Annotated in this window: 20 protein-coding genes; 11 read left to right on the forward strand and 9 right to left on the reverse strand. The window is 67.2% G+C overall.

Annotated elements, in window-relative coordinates; all coding sequences use genetic code 11:
* Positions 1–42: 42 nt before the first annotated feature.
* Together K4G53_RS04795 and K4G53_RS04800 are read left to right on the forward strand one after the other, a co-directional pair.
* Entirely contained in the window at positions 43–1,083 is a 1,041-nt protein-coding gene (locus K4G53_RS04795) for a TIGR03885 family FMN-dependent LLM class oxidoreductase (protein ID WP_221384360.1), read from the forward strand.
* Positions 1,080–2,774 carry an alpha-amylase family protein gene (locus tag K4G53_RS04800; RefSeq protein WP_221384361.1) on the forward strand — a complete coding sequence of 565 codons (1,695 nt, stop codon included), beginning with the start codon at positions 1,080–1,082 and terminating at the stop codon, positions 2,772–2,774. Before K4G53_RS04795 ends, K4G53_RS04800 begins: the two co-directional genes overlap by 4 nt.
* A gap of 39 nt (positions 2,775–2,813) precedes the next feature.
* Here K4G53_RS04800 and K4G53_RS04805 read toward each other — a convergent pair whose 3' ends face one another.
* Positions 2,814–3,329 carry a flavin reductase family protein gene (locus tag K4G53_RS04805; protein WP_221384362.1) on the reverse strand — a complete coding sequence of 172 codons (516 nt, stop codon included), beginning with the start codon at positions 3,327–3,329 and terminating at the stop codon, positions 2,814–2,816.
* Positions 3,330–3,581: 252 nt separating this feature from the next.
* Here K4G53_RS04805 and K4G53_RS04810 point away from each other — a divergent pair, with 252 nt between their 5' ends.
* Complete coding sequence (locus K4G53_RS04810; protein WP_221384363.1) at positions 3,582–4,082, forward strand: SRPBCC family protein; 501 nt, start codon at positions 3,582–3,584, stop codon at positions 4,080–4,082.
* A 130-nt stretch (positions 4,083–4,212) separates the two neighbouring features.
* Here K4G53_RS04810 and K4G53_RS04815 read toward each other — a convergent pair whose 3' ends face one another.
* The 5 genes from K4G53_RS04815 to K4G53_RS04835 are packed head-to-tail and all read right to left on the reverse strand — an operon-like array spanning position 4,213 to position 9,431.
* On the reverse strand, positions 4,213–5,565 hold the full coding sequence (locus K4G53_RS04815) for an LLM class flavin-dependent oxidoreductase (protein ID WP_308287821.1): 1,353 nt from the start codon (positions 5,563–5,565) through the stop codon (positions 4,213–4,215).
* Positions 5,562–6,530 (reverse strand): TauD/TfdA family dioxygenase, encoded by a 969-nt coding sequence (locus K4G53_RS04820; RefSeq protein ID WP_221384364.1) that lies wholly within the window; start codon positions 6,528–6,530, stop codon positions 5,562–5,564. Before K4G53_RS04820 ends, K4G53_RS04815 begins: the two co-directional genes overlap by 4 nt.
* Before the next feature lie 52 nt (positions 6,531–6,582).
* Positions 6,583–7,464 carry an ABC transporter permease gene (locus tag K4G53_RS04825; protein WP_221384365.1) on the reverse strand — a complete coding sequence of 294 codons (882 nt, stop codon included), beginning with the start codon at positions 7,462–7,464 and terminating at the stop codon, positions 6,583–6,585.
* Positions 7,464–8,345 carry an ABC transporter ATP-binding protein gene (locus K4G53_RS04830; protein ID WP_221384366.1) on the reverse strand — a complete coding sequence of 294 codons (882 nt, stop codon included), beginning with the start codon at positions 8,343–8,345 and terminating at the stop codon, positions 7,464–7,466. The genes K4G53_RS04825 and K4G53_RS04830 overlap by 1 nt, the downstream gene beginning before the upstream one ends.
* A gap of 3 nt (positions 8,346–8,348) precedes the next feature.
* Complete coding sequence (locus K4G53_RS04835; RefSeq protein WP_260323245.1) at positions 8,349–9,431, reverse strand: ABC transporter substrate-binding protein; 1,083 nt, start codon at positions 9,429–9,431, stop codon at positions 8,349–8,351.
* Positions 9,432–9,917: 486 nt separating this feature from the next.
* Here K4G53_RS04835 and K4G53_RS04840 point away from each other — a divergent pair, with 486 nt between their 5' ends.
* Positions 9,918–11,168 carry a pyridoxal phosphate-dependent aminotransferase gene (locus K4G53_RS04840; protein ID WP_221384367.1) on the forward strand — a complete coding sequence of 417 codons (1,251 nt, stop codon included), beginning with the start codon at positions 9,918–9,920 and terminating at the stop codon, positions 11,166–11,168.
* A gap of 106 nt (positions 11,169–11,274) precedes the next feature.
* On the forward strand, positions 11,275–11,511 hold the full coding sequence (locus tag K4G53_RS04845) for a hypothetical protein (protein ID WP_221384368.1): 237 nt from the start codon (positions 11,275–11,277) through the stop codon (positions 11,509–11,511).
* Positions 11,512–11,603: 92 nt separating this feature from the next.
* Here K4G53_RS04845 and K4G53_RS04850 read toward each other — a convergent pair whose 3' ends face one another.
* The 3 genes from K4G53_RS04850 to K4G53_RS04860 are packed head-to-tail and all read right to left on the reverse strand — an operon-like array spanning position 11,604 to position 13,248.
* On the reverse strand, positions 11,604–11,924 hold the full coding sequence (locus tag K4G53_RS04850; protein WP_260323248.1) for a MoaD/ThiS family protein: 321 nt from the start codon (positions 11,922–11,924) through the stop codon (positions 11,604–11,606).
* Positions 11,884–12,990 (reverse strand): exo-alpha-sialidase, encoded by a 1,107-nt coding sequence (locus tag K4G53_RS04855; protein ID WP_221384370.1) that lies wholly within the window; start codon positions 12,988–12,990, stop codon positions 11,884–11,886. Before K4G53_RS04855 ends, K4G53_RS04850 begins: the two co-directional genes overlap by 41 nt.
* A 57-nt stretch (positions 12,991–13,047) precedes the next feature.
* A complete protein-coding gene (locus K4G53_RS04860) occupies positions 13,048–13,248 on the reverse strand; it encodes a hypothetical protein (RefSeq protein ID WP_221384371.1) in 201 nt (66 codons plus the stop codon).
* Positions 13,249–13,529: 281 nt separating this feature from the next.
* Between K4G53_RS04860 and K4G53_RS04865 the strand changes: the two genes are divergently transcribed.
* From K4G53_RS04865 to K4G53_RS04890, 6 genes are all read left to right on the forward strand, one after another.
* On the forward strand, positions 13,530–14,216 hold the full coding sequence (locus K4G53_RS04865) for a hypothetical protein (RefSeq protein WP_221384372.1): 687 nt from the start codon (positions 13,530–13,532) through the stop codon (positions 14,214–14,216).
* A 106-nt stretch (positions 14,217–14,322) separates the two neighbouring features.
* Complete coding sequence (locus K4G53_RS04870; RefSeq protein WP_221384373.1) at positions 14,323–15,084, forward strand: class F sortase; 762 nt, start codon at positions 14,323–14,325, stop codon at positions 15,082–15,084.
* 55 nt (positions 15,085–15,139) lie between these two features.
* Positions 15,140–15,655: a universal stress protein gene (locus K4G53_RS04875; protein ID WP_221384374.1), complete on the forward strand. Its 516-nt coding sequence runs from the start codon at positions 15,140–15,142 to the stop codon at positions 15,653–15,655.
* Between the two features lie 278 nt (positions 15,656–15,933).
* A complete protein-coding gene (locus tag K4G53_RS04880) occupies positions 15,934–16,293 on the forward strand; it encodes a metal-sensitive transcriptional regulator (RefSeq protein WP_221384375.1) in 360 nt (119 codons plus the stop codon).
* A gap of 50 nt (positions 16,294–16,343) precedes the next feature.
* Entirely contained in the window at positions 16,344–16,583 is a 240-nt protein-coding gene (locus K4G53_RS04885) for a cation transporter (protein ID WP_308287822.1), read from the forward strand.
* 43 nt (positions 16,584–16,626) lie between these two features.
* Positions 16,627–18,903: a cation-translocating P-type ATPase gene (locus K4G53_RS04890; protein WP_221384377.1), complete on the forward strand. Its 2,277-nt coding sequence runs from the start codon at positions 16,627–16,629 to the stop codon at positions 18,901–18,903.

Consider the following 18,903-nt stretch of genomic DNA (forward strand, 5'->3'; position numbering starts at 1 on the left):
GGACCCTCGACACAGTACCTGCCCGGACGGTAGAGGTTAACGATGGTTACTGTCGGATTTCACGCATCGCATGAACAGATCAGCCCCGGCCAGCTGCTCAAGGACGTCCAGCACGCCGAGCGCGCGGGCTTCGACGCGGCCATGTGCTCGGACCACATCGAGCCGTGGTCCGCACGGCAGGGACACTCCGGCTTCGCCTGGTCTTGGCTGGGCGCGGCGCTGGCCACCACCGGCCTGCGGTTCGGCGTGGTGACCGCGCCCGGCCAGCGCTACCACCCGGCCATCATCGCCCACGCCTCAGCGACGCTGGCCTCCATGTTCCCGGGCAGGTTCTGGTTCGCCCCCGGCAGCGGCGAGAACATGAATGAGCACGTCACGGGGGACCCCTGGCCGCCGAAGGACGTCCGGCAGCGCCGGCTGGAGGAGTGCGTGGACGTGATCCGTCGGCTGCACCGCGGCGAGGAGGTCACCCACCGGGGCCTGGTCACCGTGGAGCAGGCGCGGATCTGGGATGTCCCCGGTTCCCCGCCGCCGCTCATTGCGCCCGCCATCAGCGTGGACACTGCCAGGAGGGCTGCGGCCTGGGCTGATGGGCTGGTGACCATCAACCAGCCGGCGGCGAAGCTTCGGGACATGCTCTCCGCCTACCGGGAGGCCGGTGGCAAGGGGAAGGCGGTGCTGCAGGTCCATCTGTCCTGGGCCGGCCGCGAGGAGGAGGCGGCAGCGATCGCGCTCGACCAGTGGCGGACCAACACGTTCGCCCCGCCCGTCCCCTGGGACCTGCCCACCGCAGGGCATTTCGACGGCGTAGGCGAGCATGTGGGCGAAAAGCAGGTTCGAAGCTCGGTAAACATTTCCGCAAGCCTGGACCGGCACGTTGAGTGGTTGTCCGAATACGTGGAGCTGGGCTTCGACGAGCTGTACCTGCACTTCGTGGGGCAGGAGCAGGCGCCCTTCATCGATGCGTTCGCCGCCGACGTGCTCCCGCAGCTGCGCACCCCGGGAAGCACCCCTTCCGGTACTCCCGCGGAACCGCAACTGGCGGCGGCGGCTGCCAACCCGGCGTCGGACGCTTCCGCATGAGGATCGCCGAGACCTCCGACCTGTGGTGGAAGAACGCCGTCATCTATTGCCTGGATGTGGAGACGTTCTTTGACGACGACGGCGACGGCACCGGCGATTTCGCCGGCCTCACCCAACGGGTGGACTACCTCGCCGCCCTGGGCGTGACCTGCATCTGGCTGATGCCGTTCTACCCGTCGCCGGACCGGGACGACGGCTACGACGTCACCGACTTCTTCAACGTGGACCGGCGGCTCGGCACCCTGGGTGACCTGGTGGAGTTTATCCGCGCCGCCAAGGACCGGGGCATGCGGGTCATCGCAGACTTCGTGGTGAACCACACCTCCGACCACCACCCCTGGTTCATTGAGGCCCGGAAATCGACCGACAACCCCTACCGCGACTTCTACGTGTGGCGGCAGGACACTCCCCCGGACACGTCCTCCGAAGTGGTGTTCCCCGGGGAGGAGAACTCGCTGTGGACGCAGGACGAGGCCACGGGCGAGTGGTATTTGCACATGTTCGCCAAGTACCAGCCGGACCTGAACGTGACCAACCCGCAGGTAAGGGACCAGATCGCCAAGGCCATGGGGCTCTGGCTGGAACTGGGGCTGGACGGTTTCCGGCTGGATGCCGTGCCGTTCTTCCTGGAGACCCGAGGCGAGCCAAAGGACCGGGCCGCCAACATCGACCCCCACGCCTACCTCAGCGCCCTGCGCAGCTTCGTCAGCCGCCGCAACGGCAGCGCCGTGCTGCTGGGGGAGGTGAACCTGCCCTACAAGGAGCAGCTGGAGTACTTCGGCGGCCCGGAGGGCAACGAGCTGAACATGCAGTTCGACTTCATGTCGATGCAGCACATCTACCTGTCCCTGGCCAGGCAGGACGCGCGGCCGCTGGCGGAGACGCTCAAGAGCCGCCCGCCCATCCACCCGGACAACCAATGGGCCATGTTCGTGCGGAACCATGATGAGCTCACGCTGGACAAGCTCAGCGACGGCGAGCGCCAGGAGGTCTTTGCCGCGTTCGGGCCGGAGAAGAACATGCAGATCTACGGCCGGGGCCTGCGGCGGAGGCTGCCTCCGATGCTGGGCGGGGACCAGGAGCGCCTGCGGATGGTGTACTCGCTGATGTTCTCCCTCCCCGGCACGCCTGTGCTCTTCTACGGTGAGGAACTGGGCATGGGCGAGGACCTGCGGCAGAAGAGCCGGGGCGCGGTGCGGACGCCCATGCAGTGGAACAACGAAAAGAACGGCGGCTTCTCCAGCGCCAAGGCATCGGACCTGGTGGCCCCCCTGGTGCGGGGCGAGTACGGGCCGGAGAACGTCAACGCCGCGGCGGGCAAGCGGGACCCGGAATCGCTGTTCAACTTCATGGCCACGCTGATCGCGCGGTACCGCGAGGCGCCGGAGCTGGGGTGGGGCGCGTTCGAGATCATCGACCAGCCGGAACCGTCGGTGTTCGCCCATACGTGCAGTTCCGACGGCGGCACGCTGGTGCTGTTGCACAACCTCGGCGAGGATCCGGTGAAAGTCAGTGGAAGGGTGGAACCGGAGGACGGTCCGCGCCAGGCCTACCGGAACGCCATGCTGCTGGACCTGTTCGACGGCGGCAACGCACCCCTGGAGCCCGACGGCAGTTTCCAGGTGGAACTGGGGCGCTACGGCTACCGCTGGTTCCGGGTGCACCGCAAAGGCGACCGGCTGGCACCGTAACCCGGGCGCCCGGCGTCGTGCCGGGACGCCCGGTTCAGGTCATGCCACGCTCTCCAGAGTGCCCGGCCGGGAGCCGATGCCCACGTAGGAACCCTTGAAGAAGACAAGGGGCTCTGCGCCAGCCCGGGCACTCAGGGCACGGACTGCGCCCACAACGATGGTGTGGTCGCCGCCGTCGTACTCCTGCTCGAGCTCGCAATCCACCCACGCCAGGGCCTGGTCCAGGACCGGGCTCCCAAGCGGCGACGGTGAGTAGCTGACGCCAGCGAATTTGTCCGTGGCGGAGCGCGCAAACTGGGCCGCCAGATGCTGGTGTTCAGCAGGGAGAATGTTGACGGCGAACCGGCCCGCTGCCCGCAGCAGGGGCCAGGTGGTGGACGTGCGCGCCGGGCTGAAGGAAACCAGCGCCGGTTCCAGCGAAAGGGACGAAAACGACTGGCAGGTCATGCCGGCCGGCCCGGCCTCAGTCGAGGCGGTGATCACCGTCAGGCCCGTGGCGAAGTGCCCCATAACATGGCGCAGGCGGCGGGGAGTGAGGTCATATTGGTCCGTCATGGGTGTCCTTTCAAAGGCGGGTGACCCCAATCAACCACCCCCGCATTCACGCCTCAACTTCGGCTGAAACCTGCCGACCCCTTGCGCAACGCGGGGCCGCCGGACTTCATCCGGCGACCAGGAATGCCCCTTGACGGGAGCAAGTGTTACCCCGGATTTCGTGCCGTGACGCAGGAGGACGGAAATCCCCCGTGCCATGCCCGGCTGGCCTAGATTGCTAAAAAGCCCAGCAGATTACAGGAGGTGTACCACGTGTCGTTGACGACGCAGCGGACCACTCACCGGCTTACCATCAACGCCCCGGCCGACCTGATCTTCACGGTACTGCGTGATTCCTCCCACTGGCCGTTCCTGGACGGGCTGACCGTCTACTCCGAACGGGTCAGCGGCGATGACGCCGAGCATGAACTGCGCACGTCCTTCGTGGCCAACGGTGCCCTGAACTCCAGCCGCTGCCACCGCCTCTTCGATGCTGCCGGACACCGCGCCGAATTCCGGCAGGTCGGTTTGGAGCACCCACTGTTGAGGCTCGGCGGCAGCTGGATGATCCTCCGTGCGGATGGCAACTCGGAGGTGACCCTCACGCACGAGTTCGAGGTGGATGGCGCAGCAGCCGGAGAACTCCCGGGGCTGATGCACCGCACGATTGATGAATACAGCCGTCGCGAGCTGGAGGCGCTGCGCCTGAGTTCGGAGCGCCTGAGCCTGCTGGTGGAGCAGCACTCGGCAGGTGCCCACGCCAGCGAGGCCTAGCACGCGCCAGGCGGCCACGCGCTGCAGGCGTCCGCCCGCTGCCGGGGCCTTCAGCGCCATGCCTGTGGTGCACAAAGGAAAGTGCCCCGCCATTGCTGGATCAGCATGGCGGGGCACTCTTTGGCCAGGATTACGCAGGCTGCAGCAGCCGGTTGTGGGAGTTGGCCGGTATGGCCAGCCCGTAGTGTTCGCGCAGTGTGCGTCCCGTATATTCGCTCCGGAACAGGCCACGGTCCTGCAGGATCGGGACCACCTGGTCCACGAAAATCTCCAGCCCGGAGGGCAACACCGGTGGCATGATGTTGAATCCGTCGGCCGCGCCCGACTGGAACCATTCCTGGAGGGCGTCAGCCACCTGCTCCGGGGTGCCGGAGAACGTCCGGTGCCCGCGGCCGCCGCCCAGCCGCCCGATGAGCTCGCGCACCGTGAGATGTTCACGGTGCGCGAGGTTCACGATCAGCGTGTACCGGCTCTTGGCGCCCTCGATCTCGTCCTCCGACGGGAGGTCTGCCGGAAGCTGGGCGTCCAGCTTCAGGGATTCAGGTGCCACCCGCAGCACGCTGGCGAGCTGCCTGCGGGCGTGTTCGGGCAGGATCAGTTCATCCAGCTCGCGCTCCAACTCAATCGCTTCGGCCCTGGAGGCGGCGATGACGGGAACAATGCCGGGCAGGATCTTCAGGGATTCCGGGTCCCGGCCGGCCGCCGTCGTCCGTCTCTTTAGGTCAGCGTAGAAGTCCTGGGCGTCGGAGAGGGTCTGGTGGGCAGTGAATACCGCCTCCGCGTACCGGGATGCGAACTCCTTGCCGTCCTCGGAGGAGCCGGCCTGGACGATGACCGGGCGGCCCTGGACGGACCTGGGAACATCCAAGGCGCCTTCCACCTGGAAATGCTTCCCCTCGTGGTTGGCCGCATGGACCCGGGAACTGTCTGCCCACACTCCGGCGCCCTTGTCCGCCACAACGGCGCCGTCTTCCCAGCTGTCCCAAAGTTTTTGCGCCACGTCCAGGAATTCCGCGGCCCGCTCATACCGCTGCGAGTGGGCCGGCTGGCCGGCCAGTGAGAAGTTCCGGGCTGCAGCGTCGCCAGCCGTGGTCACCACGTTCCAGCCGGCCCTGCCTCCGCTGATGTGGTCCACCGAGGCGAAGCGCCGAGCCAGGTTATACGGCTCGTTGTAGGTGGTGGAGGCGGTGGCGATCAGCCCGATCCGCTCGGTAACGGCCGCTATGGCCGCGAGCAGGACGGTCGGCTCCAGGCTGGCGTAGGGCCGTTGGGCCACGTTCCCGTGCAGCACCGGTGAATCCGCGAAAAAGATTGAATCCAGCTTTCCGCGCTCTGCCGTCTGGGCCAGCCGTTGGAAATGCCTTACGTCCGTGCCGGCGAAACTGTTGCTCTCCGGCAGCCGCCACGATGCTTCGTGGTGGCCGGTGCTCATCAGGAAGGCGTTCAAGTGCAGCTGCCGTGGGCCGCTTTCCGGCGCGCTCACTGGTTTGCCCCGGCTGCCGCGAAGGCCGGAGCCTGGGAAATTCCAGGCACGACGACGGTCTCCGAGTAGGCGGACGAGTCGCCCTTGATGGCGGTGCTGCTGCGGCCGTCCACTCCGCGGGGGACGTCGCCGGCGATGGTGACGCGGTTCAGCTGGCGGGGCTGGCCGTCGTAGTTGTCCGGCGCGTAGTGCTGGGTGATGCGGTTGTCGAACAGGACCAGCTGGTCCGGCTCCCAGTTCACCCGGACCACGTTCTCCGGCCTGGTCACGTACGCCTGCAGCAGGCGCAGGATGTCCTTGGATTCGGTGTTGGACAAGCCAACAATCCGGAGTCGCTGGGCGAACCCGCCAATGAAGAGCCCGCGCTCACCGGTCAGCGGATGGATACGGACAACGGGATGGGCCGATTCGAAGTGGATGCGCGTGAATTCCTTGCGCCGCTCGTCGGCGTTGGCATGTTCCAGGTTCTTCGGGACGGAGTAATCGTAGTCGTTGGTGTGGATCGCCCACAGGGTGTCGGCGAAGTCCCGCAGTTCCCCGGGCAGGTCCTGGTAGGCGCCGGCCGAGGATGCGATCAGGGTTTCGCCGCCGTACACCGGCAGGGTGATACTGCGCAGGGTGGAGGCCTGCGGCGGGTTCACGACGAACGTGACATCCGTGTGCCAGTTGTTGGCGCTCCCGTTTTCGCTGTCCACCGGCAGGACCGCCGGCTTGCCGTCCACCGAGGCCACCGTGGGGTGGGCCTTGGTGAGCGGGCCGAAGTGGCTGGCGAACCGCACCTGGTCCTCATCGGTGCGGACGTTGGCCTCCCTGAACACGAGTGCTTTGTGGGTGTTCAGTGCAGCACGGATCTGCGCCACCGTGTCCGGCGTCAGGTCGCCACTAAGGTCCAGGCCGCGGATTTCCGCGCCGATGCGGGCGCTCAGCTTGGTGAACTGGAGTTTGGTTTCGGTGATGACGGTCATTGGGTCTTCCTTTGCAGTTCAGTAGGGCAGTTCAGGTGGTCAGTAGGGCAGTTCAGGATGTGGAGCCGACGGCGGTGCGCCAGCGGGAGAAGTGCCGTTCCAGCGCCACGAGCAGGGCGTTGACGGCGAGGCCCAGCACGGAGACGGTCAGGATGCCGGCGTACATGTCCGGGATCAGGAAGCTCATTTGCGAATTGACGATCAGGTAGCCCAGCCCGGCCTTGGCGCCCACCATTTCGGCGGCGATCAGGACCAGGATGGACGATGTCCCGGCCATCCTGATCCCGGTGAAGATCGTGGGGACCGCAGACGGCAGGATCACCTTCTGGAAGAGCCGGAAACTGTTCAGGCCCAAGGACTTGGCGGCACGGATGAGCAGCGGGTCCACGGTCCGGACGCCGGCGATCGTGTTCAGCAGCACCGGGAAGAACGCGGCGTAGGCCACGATGGTGATCTTGGATTCCTCGCCGATGCCCAGCAGGAGGGTGAATACCGGCAGCAGGGCCAGGGTGGCCGTGTTCCGGAAAAGCTCCAGGAGCGGGTTCAGGAACGAATTCAGCCAGCCGTACCAGGCGATCAGGAGCCCCAGCACCACAGCCGTGACCACTGCAATCCCGAAGCCGGACACCGAGCGCGTAAGGCTGGCCTGCAGATGGCTCTGCAGCTGCCCCGCTTCCACGAGCCTGGCACCGGCGGCGAGGACTTCGTGCAGCGGCGGCAGGAACACCCGGGTTGAGGGGGTGGCCAGGTACAGAGGCCCCACTTCCCAAAGGGCCAGGAACAGCAGTACGGCCAGGGATTTCCAGCCGGCGCGGGCCACTGCGTGTGCCACGTAGGAGATTCTGCCCGCCTTCCGGCGTTCCGCCGGGGGCAGGGCTGGTGAGGGCCCGACGGCGGCAGGCGCCTCCTGCGGGCGGGTCAACACTGTACTCATCAGGCTGCGCTCCTTTCGTGGGGCTGTTCATCGGGTGCGGTGCCGTCAGGCAGGATCTTCCGGTGGCCGGAGTCCTGGGCCAGGCGGACTTCGTCGTGCAGCAGGGACCACACCTGGTGGCGGTGTTCCACGAAGGCGGGGTGCGAGCGGATGTCCGCGTCGCCGTCGCGGTCCGGGATGTTGATGTCCACGATTTCTTTGAGTTTTCCCGGCCGGGCGCTCAGCACCGCCACCCGCTGGCCGAGGTACACCGCTTCGTCGATCCCGTGCGTAATGAAGACGATGGTCTTGCCTGTCGCCTTCCAGATCCGCAGGAGCTCGTCCTGGAGCTGTTCACGGGTCTGGGCGTCAAGGGCGGCGAAGGGCTCGTCCATCAGCAGAACGTCCGGCTCATAGGCGAGGCTCCTTGCGATGGCCACGCGCTGCTTCATACCGCCGGACAGTTCGTGCGGATACCGGTCCCCGAACCCGGCAAGGCCCACCAGGTCCAGGAACTCACTGGCCTTCGCCGCCCGCTGTTTCCTGGACAGGCCGGTGTTCTCGAGGCCCATGGAAACGTTGGCCGACGCCGTCCGCCAGGGAAACAGCGCGTACTGCTGGAAGACGACCGCCCGGTCCTGGCCCGGTCCGGTCACTTCCTTTCCGTCTACCAGGACCTCTCCCGATGTGGGGCGTGAGAGCCCGGCCAGCAGGTCCAGGAGCGTGGTCTTGCCGGAACCGCTGGGGCCCACGAGGGTGAGGAACTCCCCGGCTGCGACGTCCAGGCTGAGGCTGCCGATGGCGGTGAGGACTGAGGGCTCCCCCTGGCGGCGGCTGGTTCCCTTGCCCGGCCGAATACTGAATTCCTTCGTGACGTTTCGAAGGCTGATCTTGGGGGTCATCGTCTATCCTTTCGGGGTTGCGGCCGGCGCTGGAGTTTCCAGCAGGTTGTACCCGTTCGTGTAGAGCCTGGAGGCATCGAGGTCACCGCTGATGATCCCGGCCGACTTCAGGTAGTCGGCCCAGCGGGTGAAATCGGTGTCCTGGATCCGTCCGCCCGCCGAGGCAACGCCCACGCTCTTCCAGTACTTCAGCGCCTCGGTGCTCTCGTTTCGGCCCCGCGTGGCGATGATTTCCTCGAACTTGGCGATCACCTGCTCGCGTGGGGTGCTCCGCTGCCATTCGATGGCCTTGGCCACGCCGGTGACCAGCGTCCGGCTGGTCTCCGGGTTCTTGGCCAGGAAGTCATTGCGAAGGACGTACTGCCCGGCGTCAAACGGTCCTCCGATGACACCGACGTCGGTGAAGAGCGCACGCAGGCCTCCCTCCGCGAGCGCACGGTCCTGCAGCACTCCGCCCAGCGTGCCGACGTCGACCTGCTTCTTGCGCAGGGCCACTTCGGTTTCGTTCGGCGGAACCACCACCAGTTGCACCTGCTTGATTTCCTCGGGAGTCAGGCCGCTGTTCTTGAGGTGCGTGGTGATCACGGCTTCGTGGTGGGCGCCAAGGGTGTTCACGGCGATCTTCTTGCCGATCAGGTCCCTGGCGGTCCGGATGGGGCTGCCTTCCTCCACGTAGTATCCCGTGAAGGTCTCCTTGTCCTCGCCGTAGTAGTTGATGACGGCTTTTACGGGCGCACCGGCCTCGATCAGCTTGATCACGGCACCGGTGAACGCTCCCCCGATGTCCGTCTGGTCGGTGGCCACGGATTGGATGCTCTGCGGCCCGCTGGTGGTGTTACTGACCCATTCGAGCTTGACGTCGCCGAGGTAGCCGAGGTCTTCGGCCAATTCCACCAGGGCTACTGTGTTGGGCGAACCCTGGTACCGGACGGTTTTCACTTCGGCACCGCCGTCGCTCCCGGCCTGTTGTGCCGTTGCCGGACCGCCGCAACCGGACAGCACCAGCGTGACTGCCACAACCGCAGCCATGGCAAATGCCGTGCCTGTGGTGCGGATAGTTCGTGCGGGCAGGAGTCGGTTTTTCATGGTTGTGGGTCTTTCTGCAGTTCGGGTGGATCCGGACCATCCGGCTCGTGGCAACCACTAGAACAGAGAAGAACCACCGGCAGAAGCGGCGGCTTAACAGCGGGAAACTGCAGGCAACGGCGGGAAAACGGGGTTAACAGAAGTCCCTGCGGCGTAGTGCGCAGACACTTTGCTGCATGTTGTGCCGCCGGGCGACACATGTCGCATCGGAACGTACGGCAACCGGGTATCGGAGGTTAATGGCGGTTCACGCGGCGACCCGCAAGTCCACTGCGGCGCAACGGGAGCCGTACTTTGAACGGTGGATTGCCGGCGCCCCGCCCGCACGGGCATCACAACAGACGGCACACGGTCCCGGAAATGCCAGGTGGGCGGCGCCAATATTTCTGCCGAGGAGCTTCGTTTGTTACCGCGGCCCGCCGTGGCCTGCGGCGGCGGAACTGCACCCCGGCGCGCCGTCGTCGTCCGGGTGTGAAAAAATCAACCATGCGCCCCATGCAGCACTCCAGCAAACTCCAGAACGTCCGGTACGAGCTCCGGGGGCCTATCCTCCAGGCGGCCAAGAACATGGAGGCCGAAGGACACCGGATCCTGAAGATGAACCTCGGGGACACGGCGCCGTTCGGCCTGGAAGCGCCGGAGTCCGTGGTGGTGGACATGATCCACCACCTGCGCGGCGCCCAAGGCTACAGCGACTCGAAGGGCATCTTCACCGCGCGGACAGCGATCTCGCAGTACTACCAGACCCGCGGCCTGATGAACATCGGGGTCGAGGACATCGTGATCGGCAACGGCGTCAGCGAACTGATCTCCATGTGCCTGCAGGCGTTCATGGAAAACGGCGACCAGATCCTGGTCCCCGCCCCGGACTACCCTCTGTGGACCGCCGCCGTGACCCTCACCGGCGGCAAGCCCGTGCACTACCTCTGCGATGAGGCGGAGAACTGGTGGCCGGACATGGCCGATGTGGAAGCAAAGATCACCAGCCGCACCAAGGGCATCGTGATCATCAATCCGAACAATCCCACCGGTGCCGTCTACCCGCGCCACATCCTTGAACAGTTCGCGGCCCTGGCGCGAAAGCACAACCTGGTGCTGTTCTCCGACGAGATCTACGAGAAGGTGCTGTACGAAGACGCCAAGCATATCCACACCGCCGCCGTGGCCGAGGACGTGTGCTGCCTGACCTTCAGCGGCCTGTCCAAGGCCTACCGGATGCCCGGCTACCGCGCGGGCTGGGTGGCCATCACCGGGCCGCTGGCCGCCACCGCCGCCTACCGGGAGGGCCTGGAGCTGCTGGCCTCGCTGCGCCTGTGCGCCAACGTTCCTGCCCAGCACGCGATCCAGACCTGCCTCGGCGGCTACCAAAGCATCGAGGCGCTGGTGAAGCCGGGCGGCCGGCTGCGCGAGCAGCGGGACCTGGCGCACAAGCTCCTGACCGCCATTCCCGGCGTGACGTGCGTACCGGCATCGGGGGCCATGTACCTGTTCCCCAGGCTGGACCCGGAGCTCTACCCCATCGACAGCGACGAACAGTTTGTCCTGGACCTCCTGCAGGACCAGAAGATCCTGGTCTCCCACGGCTCCGCCTTCAACTGGCCCACGCCGGACCATTTCCGCTTCGTCATCCTGCCGTCGGTGCGTGAGATCGAGGAAGCGGTCCGCCGGATCTCCACGTTCCTGGCCGCCTACCGCAACCGCGGCGCGGCCTACGAGCTGGAAACAGTGGCGGATTGAAGAACTAACCGGTCCCTAACAGCGGGGAAACCGGTACGCAACATTGCGCCGCCACACTGGTAGTGCAGGCAAGAGCCGGCACCAGCCCCAGCCAGGAGGCCCCGCCATGTTGAAGAAAGCGACCACGCATGTAACCAGAGTCCGCGCCCTGGACCAGCTCCGCCGCGGTGACGAAATCGAAGCCCGCCTCTCCGTGGGCCCCTCGTACGACGACGTCGTGATCCGCCGCGGCAGCGTCCAGGAGACCGCGCCGGGCATCGGCGTCGTCTGGATCCTGGACCGCCTCACCGGCCTGCGCAAGGCAATCAATACTGACGAATGCAGCGTGTGGCGCGTCGCCTGAGCGCCACCCGTCCCGGCCTCTGCCCTGGTTGCCATGGCGGCGGGCGTAGTCAGTAAGGACTGCCCGCCGCCTGACAGCCCCCTTTCCCGCCTTCAGCCGCCGGCCACCGACTGGATCACCAGGACTTCCTGGCCCGGTTCCACCTCGGTCTCCAGGCCTTTCAGCCGCCGCACCTCGTCCCCGCCGACGTAAATGTTGACGAACCGCCGCAGGGCGCCGGTCTCGTCCCGCAGCCGCCGGCCCAGGACTGCGTACTCCGCGGCAACAGCATCAAGCAGCTCCCGCACCGTCATTGGGCCGCCGGCGGGTGCAGTCAGTACGGACTGCCCGCCGGCCAGGGGCTGCAGCACGCTGGGAAGCACCAGCGAAACCTCAGGCACCGGCAACCACGGCCGCCCTGACACACAGGACATCCGGCAGGTGGGACGCCACCTCCGCGAACGTTCCGCCCTCATCCGCGCTGGCGTAGACGCTTCCGCCCCGGGTACCGAAGTACACTCCGGCCGGTTCCGCCGCATCCACCGATGCCGCGTCCCGAAGGATGCTGTTGTATTCATGCTCCGGGAGCCCGGTGCTGAGCCGCGTCCAGGTTTCGCCGGCGTCCTCCGTGCGGTGGACGGCGAGCTTCCCGTCCGGCGGAATGCGTTCGCCGTCTGCCTTCAACGGAATGACCCACGCGGTGCCGGCCCGGCGGGGATGGGCCAGCATCACGAAACCGAAGTCGGCTGGGAGGCCCTCCGCGATCGACGTCCACGTGTCCGCGTTGTCGTCCGTGCGGTAGACGCCGTGGTGGTTCTGGGCGTACAGCCGCCCGTCCGCAGCCGCGTCCGCGGCAATCTTGTGGACGCACTGGCCGAACTCCGGATTCGGGTCCGGCATGAAATAGGCGGAGATGCCGCGGTTGCGCGCCTCCCAGGAGGTGCCGGCATCGAACGAACGGTAGACGCCGCCGGTGCTCATGGCGACGTGGACAGTTTCCCCGTCCGGGTGGACCACGATCGAATGGGCCGCCGCACCGCCGTAGCCGGCACCCCATTCGCTGCGGTGGGGATGGTCCCACAGGCCGCGGTTCAGCTCGAAGTGTTCGCCGCCGTCGGTGGACTTCCAGACGGAAATCGGTTCGGCTCCGGCCCACACCACTCCGGGGCGGGAACCGGCGTCCGGATAGATCTGCCAAACCCGCTCCAGCGCCGCGCCGGTGTCCTCGGGGAACTTGATGGCGCCCTGCTCGGGCTCCGTCCAGGTGGCGCCCAGGTCGTCCGAGTGCGCGACGGTTGGTCCCCAGTGCGGGCTGCTGATGCCCACCAGGATCCGGGTGCGGCCTTCCCTGGTGTCGATCCCAATGCTGGGAATCTCCGACATCAGGAAGTGGGGCCCGGTGAAGGACCACTCCCGCCGGTCCTGGCTGGTAGCCAGCCACAGTCCTTTTTTGGTGCCAATTGCCAGGAGAAAGTTCGCCGCCGTTGCCATGCGCACCATGCAACCACCGCTGCGGGCTGGCCGCAACGGTTTTCAGGGCCTATCCCTGGCAGGCAGTCAGTCCACGAACTCCGACTGCGTCTGGATGAAGTCCCAGTCCGCAGTGGTCAGCGCCGCGGCCGGATTGTCCGGATGCGGTCCGCCGGCCTCTGCAATGCCCTGCAGCACTGCCAGTGGCAATTCCTCCGCATAGAGGTTCTCCCGCAGCCACTCCTTGGTGGGGAGGTCCAGGTCCAGCCACCACATGAAAATTTCCACGAGCCACCCGCCTTCCGTCACCTTCAACGTTAGGCGCGGGCATGGTGGTGGACAAGGTCCCGCCGGCAGGAACAGGTAGCCACCGCGGCGTTTAGGGTACCGGCAAGTGACCCGGCCCGCCTGGCGCCGGAAAAAGACGAGTATTCCCTACTCGCGACTGCTTCAGGCGGCGCCCCTAGCCTGAAACCTCAAGCAAGCTGACCGTGTTGCTGGGGCACACGGCACAACCGCCGCCGCCCCGCCTGCAGGGTCCGTTTCACCACAAATCTGGGGAGAAAAACATGAAACGCACCATGGCAACACTAGGGGCGGTGGGCCTGGCGGCACTGGCCGTCGCGGCGCCCGCCATCGCGGATGCCAACAACACAACGTTCTGCCACGCGGCTGGCAAGGGCTACCTTACGGTTACCATTCATCAACCCGGCTACGCCGGCCACGATGCCCATGCCGACGACATCATCCCGCCGGGCCCCGGCCTGCCAGATGGCCTGAACTGGAGCACCGGCAAGGACATCTTCGCCAATGGCTGCCAGGCTCCGGCTCCGGTGGACCCGCCGGTCGTCGTCGACCCGCCCGTAACCCCTCCGGCGACGCCGCCTGCCGAAGAGCAGCCCGCCGTCGTCGATCCCCCGGCGTCCCCGCCCGCGGAAACACCCGTGGTCGAGTCGGCTCCGGTTCAATCGCCTGCGGCGGTTGAACCCTCGGCAGCTCCTGCCCAGCAGGCAGCCGCCCAGGTTCCTGCCGCGCAGAAAGCTCCGGCCGTGCAGAAGGCTCCGGCCGCGCAGCAGGCAGCAGCGGCGCCGGGCGCAAAAGCCGTCGTGGGAACGAACGAGGGATACAACGCCCAGACCGCGGTGGGTGGCCAGGAGGCCCCGCCCGCGTGGCTCGCCGGCGTGGGAGCCCTGGCTGCCGCGGGCGCGGCGGTGGCCGTCCGCCGCAGGTCCCCCTCGCCCCACACCGCCGGCTAGGGCACCGAAACTGCCACCACGCGTGGCCCGTCGACAAGGAAGGCGTCCTGCCAGTGCCCGGCAGGGCGCCTTCCTTCCACCTCCCGCCAGGGGCGTCAGGAGCACGATGACCAAGGAACGCAGCAAACACGCGGCTGCCCAATCCCGGCGCTGGCGCCGCTGGAACGGCGGCGACCTCGCAATCCTTTTCTGCGGCGTGCTCGCCTTCCTGTTATTCACCTTCGGCGCTCCCTTGTTCCATCAGCCGCAGCCGGCACCGCAGGATACCCGGGCGGCAGCGAGCTCCCGCCCCACGGACGCTGCTCCGGCGGCCACCGTTCCACCAGTGGAGGCCGCAACGCCCACCGGCGCAGCGCCCACGGGCCTGGCGGCCGCGGGCAAGGCGGCAGCGGGCCAGGCGGCAGCGCCTGAAGTGGTGCTCCCGCCGGCCGCACCTCCCGTCCGCATCTACTACCCGTCCGCCGCGTTCGACGTCGTTGTCCACCCGCTGGACGTCGATGGCACCGCCCAATCCAGCCGGACCATCGAGCCGCCCGCCACGAAGGACGGCTACTGGCTGACCGCGTTCGGTGTCCCGGGCAGCGGGTCCGGCAACACCACCTATGTCATCGGCCACAGCTGGGAAGGCGCGGATGCGCCCTTCAACCACCTCAGTTCGGCAGCGGCGGCCGGCGACCAATTCGACGTCGCTACGGCGGCCGGCACCATCAGCTACCGCGTTGAAAGCGTCAGCACCTACGACAAATCGAGCCTCAAGGACAGTCCCGTCTGGGACATGGTGCCCAACCGACTGGTCCTCATCAGCTGCTTCACGGAGGACCCGTGGGGCAGGAACGTAGTAGTAACCGCATACCCGTCTGCTTCCTAGCCGCGAGCGCTGAAGCACCTGTTCACGCAGCCCCCCGGGGCGGAAAATGGGCGTCATGACATCCGATCACTTCAAGGGCAAGCCGCTGCTGGTGGGCATCATGCCCCGGCAGCACCCGGAAGTCCTGCAGGCCGCGGCCGGGCTTGCTGCCGGATTGGGCGCGCCGATGGTGTGCGCCTATGTGGACGAAGCCAGCTACCTGGTGGACTGGGACCCGGCCCGCTCCGCGCACCGGCTGTCGCTGCGGCGGGACGCCGGAGTCGAGGAACTTCGGACCCTGACCACGGGGCTGGAGGCACAAATCCAGGATGCACTCGAGGCGGCCGCGCCCGGGGGGCCGGCTGTCGAGTGGACCCTGCGGACCCTCAGCGGCGATCCCGCCCGGTCACTGGGCCGGCTGGCGGCGGATGTGGAAGCGCCGATGATCATCGTGGGAACCTCCGAACGCGGTTTTTCCCACCGCCTGTCAGAGGCGCTGAACGGGTCGGTGGGCGCCTGGCTGAGCCACCACCAAAGCAGGCCGGTGCTGGTGGTTCCCTACCGCAAGGCCGCCCCTGGGGAGCGGCGTTGACCAGCATGGCCTCCGCGTCCGGCGGCTGGAAGGACTCTTTTCCGGGCCTCTGAAAGTAAAGCGAAAGTAGTTATTCGCGGTGCTGGCGGACCGCCCTGCCAGCCCGTAAGCTAAATCCAGCAGGCCCGGACCACCAGCGGTGGAAGCCGGAAATGCCCAAGAGCTGCTCCGGAGTGCGTATCCCCCAATAACGCACTCCGGAGCTTTTTTGTGCTCAGCCCATGAATACCCCCAGGGGGTACTTGCGCTTATACCCTAGAGGGGTATACGTTGACTGCATGAGCGCTACCGAAGAAGCAGCCCTGCAGGCCCCAGCCCCGCCGGTGCAGGAACCTCAAGCGGCGGAGCACGGATACACGGGCAACAAGGACGCGTACCTCCGCCGGCTGAAACGCATCGAGGGGCAGGTGCGCGGCATTGCCCGCATGGTCGATGAGGACAAGTACTGCATCGACATCCTCACCCAGGTCTCCGCCGTCACCAAGGCGCTGCACGCGGTCAGCCTCGGCCTCGTCGAGGAGCACATCGGCCATTGCGTGGTCGGTGCGGCCTCGGAGCCGGACCCGGAGGCACGTGCCGAAGCCATCGACGCCAAAGTCAAGGAAGCTGCCGACGCCATCGGCCGGCTGCTCCGCTGAAACCCACCACCGCAGCAGGCAACCGCCGGCTCTGAATGAAGGAGAAATCCGTGAGCACCACCTCCCCCACCACCACAACCGTCAGCGTTTCCGGCATGACCTGCGGCCACTGCGTCTCGGCAGTCACCGAGGAACTGGAAGCGCTGGAAGGAGTTGAAGCGGTGGACGTCGAGCTGAACGCCGGAGCCATCTCCACTGTCACCATCACGTCCAGCAAGGAACTCGCACCTTCGGAGATCGGCGAGGCCGTCGCGGAGGCGGGCTACCTCGTGGTCGCCAGCGAGGCCTAGCCGCCGGCTCGACCCGGAGGAACCAATCGACACGGAAGCTGACATGGCCCACCAGGAATTACTGCATCCGCCCGGCACCAGGGTGGTGGAACTCGATATCGAGGGCATGACGTGCGCCTCCTGCGTGAACCGCGTGGAGAAGAAACTCGGCAAGCTTGACGGCGTTGCCGCCACCGTCAACCTGCCGCTGGAGTCCGCCTACGTCACCGCCCCGGCAGGCATCACCGACGAGCAACTGGTGGACACGGTCAACGCGGCGGGCTACAAGGCGAGCGTCCGCACGCCGCACCCACCCGTCGAAGAGAGGGCACCTGCAGCGGCAGCGGTCCCCGCCACGAAACTGCGCCCACGCCTGATCGTCGCCGCAGTGCTGACGGTCCCGGTGTTCCTGGTGTCCATGCTCCCCGCTTTCCAGTTTCCCAACTGGGGATGGGCGGCGGCTGTCCTTGCGCTTCCGGTGGTGACCTGGGCTGCCTGGCCATTCCACCGGGCGGCGGCCATCAACGCACGGCACCTGGCATCCACGATGGACACCCTGGTGTCCATCGGCGTGACGGCCGCCTACCTGTTCTCCGCCTGGCAACTGGCAGCCGATCCCGGGATGACCGGGCACCCCGGCATGGAAGGCATGGAAACCGGCGGCCTCTACTTCGAAGTGGCAGCAGTCGTCACCACCTTCCTGCTCCTGGGCAGGTACCTCGAAGCCAACGCCAAGCAGAAAGCCGGCGATGCCCTCCAGGCCCTGCTGCACCTGGGAGCGAAGGATGCCACCGTACTGCGTTCCGGCGGTGAGGTAACCATTCCGGTGGACCGGCTGCAGGTGGACGACGTGCTGGTAGTGCGTCCGGGCGGGAAGATCGCCACCGACGGCGTCGTCATCGACGGCAACTCCGCCGTGGACGCCTCCCTGGTCACCGGCGAATCCGTACCGGTCGAGGTGGGGCCGGGCAGCAGGGTCACTGGCGCCACCATCAACACCTCCGGCCGCCTGCTGGTCAGGGCCACCCGGGTGGGCGCCGAAACCACCCTGGCCCAGATGGCACGCCTGGTATCCGAGGCCCAAACCGGCAAGGCACCCATCGCCCGGCTCGCAGACCGGATCAGCTCAGTCTTCGTTCCGGTGGTCCTGGCCATCGCTGCGGTGACGTTCGTCCTCTGGTTCCTGTTCCCCGGCGCAGGCGCCGGCAGCGGACACCTGCAGCAGGCCTTCACCGCCGCCGTCGCCGTCCTGGTCATCGCCTGCCCCTGCGCCCTCGGCCTGGCCACCCCGGTGGGCCTCCTGACCGGCACCGGGCGCGGGGCCCAGTTGGGCATCCTGATCAAGGGCCCCCAGGTCCTGGAGGACACGCGGACCGTGGACACCATCCTGCTCGATAAGACCGGGACCGTGACCACCGGGGTCCTCGCCGTGGACGGGACCCTGGCATTCAACGGCTTCCAGGAGCGGGAATTCCTCCGGCTTGCCGGTAGCGTTGAGGCCGCCTCGGAGCATCCGGTGGCGCGGGCCATCGCCGCGGCCGCCGCCGGGGAATCAGCGGACGACGACGGCCCCTTGCCTTCCGTGCAGGGTTTCAGTTCCGCGCCGGGCGGCGGCGTGTCGGGAACCGTGGAGGGCAGGACCGTCCTCGCAGGCCGCCTCGGCTGGCTGGAGCAGAACGGAATCACCCTGGAGCCGGGCCACCGGGCCGCCCTCGCCGCGGCGGAAAAATCCGGCGCCACGGCCATCTGCGTTGCCGTGGCGGGGAAGCCTGCCGGAATTATCAGCCTGCGCGACACCGTGAAGGACGGTTCCGCTGCCGCCGTTGCCCGCCTGAAGTCGCTGGGGCTGCGGCCCATCCTGTTGACCGGGGACAATGCTGCCGTCGCCGTGCAGGTGGCTGCCGCCGTCGGAATCGCTCCGGAGGATGTCTATGCCGGCGTCCTGCCCGAGGGGAAGGTTGAGGCGGTGCGGAGGCTGCAGGCCGCCGGCGCCACCGTGGCCATGGCCGGGGACGGCGTCAACGATGCGGCTGCCCTGGCGCAGGCTGACCTTGGCATCGCCATGGGGTCCGGAACCGACGTCGCCATCGAAGCGGCGGACCTCACCGTGATGGGCAACGACCTGGCGCAGGTGGCACAGGCCATCGAGCTGTCCCGGCGGACCTTGCGCACCATCAAGACCAACCTGTTCTGGGCGTTCTTCTACAACGCGGTGGGCATCCCGGTGGCCGCCCTGGGCCTGCTCAACCCCATGATCGCAGGCGGAGCGATGGCTGCCAGTTCCGTGCTCGTGGTAGCCAACTCCCTGCGGCTGCGCAGCTTCGGGAAGCCGCGGGGCTGA

Origin of the sequence: Arthrobacter sp. MAHUQ-56, assembly GCF_019710585.1 — a bacterium.
GTDB lineage: Bacteria > Actinomycetota > Actinomycetes > Actinomycetales > Micrococcaceae > Arthrobacter.

Coding starts and splice junctions, on each gene's coding strand:
- K4G53_RS04795 (WP_221384360.1), top strand. CDS start 43: ATGGTTACTGTCGGATTTCACGCATCGCATGAACAGATCAGCCCCGGC.
- K4G53_RS04800 (WP_221384361.1), top strand. CDS start 1,080: ATGAGGATCGCCGAGACCTCCGACCTGTGGTGGAAGAACGCCGTCATC.
- K4G53_RS04805 (WP_221384362.1), bottom strand. CDS start 3,329: ATGACGGACCAATATGACCTCACTCCCCGCCGCCTGCGCCATGTTATG.
- K4G53_RS04820 (WP_221384364.1), bottom strand. CDS start 6,530: ATGACCGTCATCACCGAAACCAAACTCCAGTTCACCAAGCTGAGCGCC.
- K4G53_RS04825 (WP_221384365.1), bottom strand. CDS start 7,464: ATGAGTACAGTGTTGACCCGCCCGCAGGAGGCGCCTGCCGCCGTCGGG.
- K4G53_RS04830 (WP_221384366.1), bottom strand. CDS start 8,345: ATGACCCCCAAGATCAGCCTTCGAAACGTCACGAAGGAATTCAGTATT.
- K4G53_RS04835 (WP_260323245.1), bottom strand. CDS start 9,431: ATGAAAAACCGACTCCTGCCCGCACGAACTATCCGCACCACAGGCACG.
- K4G53_RS04840 (WP_221384367.1), top strand. CDS start 9,918: ATGCGCCCCATGCAGCACTCCAGCAAACTCCAGAACGTCCGGTACGAG.
- K4G53_RS04845 (WP_221384368.1), top strand. CDS start 11,275: ATGTTGAAGAAAGCGACCACGCATGTAACCAGAGTCCGCGCCCTGGAC.
- K4G53_RS04850 (WP_260323248.1), bottom strand. CDS start 11,924: ATGTCCTGTGTGTCAGGGCGGCCGTGGTTGCCGGTGCCTGAGGTTTCG.
- K4G53_RS04855 (WP_221384370.1), bottom strand. CDS start 12,990: ATGGTGCGCATGGCAACGGCGGCGAACTTTCTCCTGGCAATTGGCACC.
- K4G53_RS04865 (WP_221384372.1), top strand. CDS start 13,530: ATGAAACGCACCATGGCAACACTAGGGGCGGTGGGCCTGGCGGCACTG.
- K4G53_RS04870 (WP_221384373.1), top strand. CDS start 14,323: ATGACCAAGGAACGCAGCAAACACGCGGCTGCCCAATCCCGGCGCTGG.
- K4G53_RS04875 (WP_221384374.1), top strand. CDS start 15,140: ATGACATCCGATCACTTCAAGGGCAAGCCGCTGCTGGTGGGCATCATG.
- K4G53_RS04880 (WP_221384375.1), top strand. CDS start 15,934: ATGAGCGCTACCGAAGAAGCAGCCCTGCAGGCCCCAGCCCCGCCGGTG.
- K4G53_RS04890 (WP_221384377.1), top strand. CDS start 16,627: ATGGCCCACCAGGAATTACTGCATCCGCCCGGCACCAGGGTGGTGGAA.